2 protein-coding genes are annotated in these 4,763 nt (G+C 77.5%); both read right to left on the bottom strand.

Annotated elements, in window-relative coordinates; all coding sequences use genetic code 11:
* Positions 1–175: 175 nt before the first annotated feature.
* Positions 176–2,275 carry a coiled-coil domain-containing protein gene (locus AC1MIR_RS06420; protein ID WP_480027352.1) on the bottom strand — a complete coding sequence of 700 codons (2,100 nt, stop codon included), beginning with the start codon at positions 2,273–2,275 and terminating at the stop codon, positions 176–178.
* A gap of 190 nt (positions 2,276–2,465) precedes the next feature.
* On the bottom strand, positions 2,466–4,763 hold a 2,298-nt coding region (hrpB, locus tag AC1MIR_RS06415), incomplete at its 5' end, for an ATP-dependent helicase HrpB (RefSeq protein ID WP_480027351.1).

The following is a 4,763-nucleotide window of genomic DNA, read 5'->3' as shown; positions in this document are numbered from 1 at the left end:
GGTGCCGGGGCGGACGGGCTTCCTCGGCACCGGCGTCTATCCGCGCTCCGCCCACATGGACACCGGGCCGCCGCGCGCCGGGCCGCGCGGGGCGCGGTAGCGCGCGGTCCGACCCGCCCGCTGCGGCCGGTCGGACGCTGCCCCGCGCCGGCGGAAAACGCGCCTATTGCCGCGCCTATTGCCGAGGGGCGTCGCCCGCCGGGCGCGGCACCTCGGCCGCGGTTGCCGCCCCGCGGGGGGTGGGCGCCCGCGCCTGGCGCGCGCGCGCCAGCTCGGCTCCGAGCTCCGCCAGTTCCTGCCGGCCGGCGCGCCGCCGGTCCTCCGCCTGGGCGATCTGGTGGGAGAGGGCGGCACGGCGGCGTTCCATCGCCGCGACCTCGCTGCGCAGCCCGTCCACCGCGGCGCGCAGGCGTTCCTGCTCCTGGCGGATGCCGTCGGTGCCGCCGGCGATGCGCTGCGCCTGCTCCTCCAGCCCGCGCAGCCGCGCCGCCGCCGCCTCCCCCGCCGTGCTGGCCGCAGCGAGACGCTGTTCGGCCTCGGTCAGCGCGGCGCGCCGCGCAGCCAGCTGCTCGCTCGCCGCCTGCACCTCGGACCGCGCGGCCTGCAACGCCTGCGCCTCGGCCGCGGCACCGTTGCGCAGCTCGGCCAGCCGCCGCTCCGCCGCGCCCACCTCGTTGCGCAGCGCGGCGCTGCGGGCCTCGAGCTCGCGCAACGCGGTGGCCGCGGCCTCGCGCTGGGTGCCGAGGCTGGCAAGGCCGGTCTCCGCCTGCGCCACGGCGCTGCGGCGCTCGGCCAGCGTCGCCGCGGCCGAGGCCACGGCCTGGCGCAGGCTCGCCACCCGCTGCTCGGACTCCGCGATGTCGCGCCCGAGGCCGCCGGCGCGATCCTCCAGCGCGCGCACCCGCGCATTGGCCTCGTTCTCGGTCTGGGTCATGCGGCCGAGCCGCGCTTCCAGCTCCGCCAGCAGCCCGCGGCGGCCCGAGAGCGTCTGCTCCGCCGTGCCGGCATCGTTGCGCAGCGCCTGGACGCGGCGTTCCTCGTTCGCCGCGGCCTCGCGCAGCCCGGCGAGGCGGCGCTCGGTCTCGGCGACCGCCTGCTGCCGTTCGGCGAGGCTGCCCTGGACGCCCTGGATCTCGCCGCGCAGCGCCTGCAGCCTGCCTTCCTCGGCGGCGCCGGTGTCGCGCAGCCCGGCGATGCGGCGCTCCGCCTCCGTCTGCTGGCCCTGCGCCTGGGCGATGCTGTCGCGCAGCCCCTGCAGGCGGCGCTCCTCGGCGGTGGCAGTGTCGCGCAGCCCGGCGAGGCGGCGCTCGGCCTCGGCGCCGGCGCCCTGCCGCTCGGCGAGCGAGCGTTCGGCCTGGGCGATGCTGTTGCGGAGGCCCTCCAGGCGGCGCTCCTCGGCGGCGGCGTTGTCGCGCAGCCCGGCGAGGCGGCGCGCGGCCTCTCCGCCGGCCTGCTGGCGCTGGCCCAACGTCTGCTCGGCCTGCCCGATCGTGGCCCGCAGCCCGGCAAGGCGCTGCTCGGCCGCGCCGGCCTGGTCCTGCAACGCGGCGAGGCGGCGTTCCTCGGCGGTGCGGCGTTCCTCGAGCGCGGCGAGGCGGCGATCCTGCGCCGTGCCCTGCTCGCGCAGCTCCGCGAGGCGCTGGTCCTCGGCCGTGGCGTCGCGGCGGAGCCCCGCCACGCGCTGCTCCTCCGCGGCGGCGGCGCGGCGCAGGCCGGCGAGGCGCTGCTCTTCAGCGGCACTGTTGCCGCGCAGGCCCGCGAGGCGGGATTCCTCGCTGCCCGCGGCGCCGCGCAGCGTGGCCAGCCGCGCTTCCTCAGAGGCGATGGTCGCCCTGAGCCCGGCCAGCCGCTGCTCGGCGATGCCGAGCTCGTCTCGGGTGCGGCCGGAGGACTGCGCCAGCGCGCCGCTCTCGCTCTGCAGCGCGGCGAGGCGCTGTTCCTCCTCCGCCAACGCGGCCCGCAGGCGCTGCACCTCGGCATCGGCATTGCGCCGACCGCGCTCGGCATTGGAGAGGGAGCCGCGGGCGGTCTGGAGCTGGCGTTCCAGCGCGGCGAGGTCGCCGCGCGCGCGCCGCTCGGCGGCCAGCGAGGCCTCGAGCTCGCTCACGCGGCCGCTGAGCTGGGTACCGCGCGTCTCGGCCGCGGCCAGCGCCCGCTGGTTCTCGGCGATGACCGCGTCGCTCTGCAGCGTGTAGCCGCAGCCGGCGAGGGAGCCGAAGGCGAAGGGCGCCAGCGCGATGATGGCCGGTCCCCGCCAGCGCGATGTCCTGTGCATCCGATCGGCCCCTTTCGCGTCCGTGTCGCCATCGTCGCCGCCCGGAGCCTTTCGGCGCAAGCGTCCGCGACAAGGGCTGCGGCAACCCGCTCCGGCTCCAACGCCGGGCCTCGGCTGCGGCGATCCGCTTTTAGCACGATCCGCGGTCGGGTGCGACGTTCAGCGCGTGAATCGCGCAGCGATCGGGCGATCAGGCGCCGCGCCAGGGCTCCTCGGGCCAGGGGTGCTTCGGATAGCGGCCGCGCATGTCCTTGCGGGCATCGCGCCAGCCGCCGCGCCAGAAGCCGTGCAGGTCGCCGGTCACGGCAATCGGCCGGCCGGCCGGCGAGAGCAGCGCGGCCTGCAGCTTCACGCGACCCTCCGCGAGCGGCGGCAGCGCATCCAGCCCGAACAGGTGCTGCGCGCGCGCTTCCAGCGTCGGCACCTCGCGGTCGTAGTCCACCGCGGCGCTGCGCCCGCCCGGCAGGTCGAGGCGCGCCGGCAGCGCGGCATCGAGCCGTCGCTGTCTCTCCCAGGGAACCAGGTTCCGCAGGACGGCCGCCAGGTCGAGCGACTTCGCCTCCGACAGCTTCGTGCAACCATTCAGATGTGGCGCGAGCCAGTCCTGCACGCCCGCGGCGAGCGCCGCATCGGACATGTCGGGCCAGCCTTCCTCCACGCCGGCCATCCAGCGCAGCCGCGCGCGGGTCTGCTTCGCCGCCTCCGTCCAGTTCAGGTCGCGCAGGGCGCGCTCGGCGATGGCGGTCGCGCGCGCGGCGGCGATGGTGGCGGGATCGGGCGCGGGCAGCGCGTGCCCCTCCAGCACCAGCGGGCCGAACATCCGCCGGCGCCGCGCGAGCACCGCGCCCGCGCGCGCGTCGAAGGCGGCGCTCTCCTCCCAGCGCAGGCGTTCCGGGAAGCGCCGTTCCAGCGTGGCGAGGTCGAGCGGCGCCGCCATGCGGATGCGCGCATCCGTGCCCGCGAGTTCGAGATCCGCCACGGCGAGCAGCGGCGCACGGCCGAGCGCGTCATTCGCCGCAAGCCGCGCGCCTTGTCCCGAAGCCCGGCGGAAGGCGCCGTCCATCGCGCCGCGCTTCGCGGCGATGCGGTCGGGGAAGCCGGCGGCGAGCAGCGGCCCCGCCTCACCGCCCGGCAGCGCGGTGCCGTGCAGGCGCAGGCGCCGCCGGTGCATTGCGGCGGCGCGGCGGATGCGCTGGATCGTGGCACGATCCGCATTCGGATGGTCGCCGCCATGCAGCAGCTCGAGCCGCGCATTGATGTCGGACGGCGCCTCGCGATCGCGGATCGGGTCGCGCTCCTCCAGCAGCGCGGCGAGGTCGGCGGCCAGCGCCTTCTCGCCCTCGTCGGCGGCGGCCAGCAGCATGCGGGCCAGGCGCGGATGCGTGCCCATCCGCGCCACCCCACGCCCCATCGGCGTGATGCGCCCCGCCGCGGCCAGCGCATCGAGGTTGCGCAGCAGCGCGCGCCCGGCCGCCAGCGCGCCTGGGGGCGGCGGATCGAGAAAGGCGAGGCTGTCTTCCGTCGTCCCCCATGCGGCGATGTCGAGCGCGAGGCCCGACAATTCTGCTTCCAGGATCTCCGGGCGGTCGGAAGGCGGCAGGCCGCGATGCAGCGCCTCCGTCCACAGCCGGATCGCCACGCCGGGCGCGGTGCGGCCGGCGCGCCCCGCCCGCTGCTCCGCCGCCGCCTTGCTGATCCGCGCGGTGACCAGCCGCGTGAGGCCCGAGGCGGGATCGAGCCGCGGCATGCGCCGGAACCCGCCATCCACCACGATGCGCACGCCGGGCACCGTCAGCGAGGTTTCCGCGATCGAGGTCGCGAGCACCACCTTGCGCCGCCCCTGCGGGTGCGGGTTCAGCGCGCGGTCCTGCTCGGCCGGCGGCAACTCGCCATGCAGCGGGATTATTTCTGCTTCAATGCCAGCGAGCCGATCCGCGGTGCGCCGGATCTCGCCCCAGCCGGGCAGGAAGGCCAGCACGTCGCCGGGATGCTTCGCCAGGGCCGCGCGGATCGCGGACGCCATCGCCTCCGGCAGGTCGCGCGCTTCCGCCAGGTCGCGGGCGCGATGCTCCACGGCGACCGGAAAGGCGCGGCCGAGGCTCTCGACCACCGGCGCGTCGCGCCCCTCCGGCGCGCGGGGATCGGAGCCCAGCACGGCGGCGAAGCGCGCGATGTCGAGCGTCGCGGACATCGCCAGCAACCGTAGCTCCGGCCGCAATGCCCGCTGCAGGTCGAGGCAGAGCGCCAGCGCCAGGTCGGTGTCGAGGTTGCGCTCATGCGCCTCGTCGAACAGCACGGCGGCGACGCCGTCGAGGCCGGGATCGGATTGCAGGCGGCGGACCAGCAGCCCCTCCGTCACCACCTCCCCCCGCGCCCGGTCGGAGACGGCGCGGTCGAGCCGCGTGGCGAGCCCGATGGTGCCGCCCGGCTGCGCCTCCCCCACCCGCGCCCCCCGCCCCCCCCCCCCCGCGCCGCGCGGCGCGCGGCC

It is taken from the genome of Falsiroseomonas sp. RANM36, assembly GCF_056682175.1.
The sequence above is the reverse complement of the archived record's forward strand: the minus strand, read 5'-3'. Positions and strand labels throughout refer to the sequence as shown.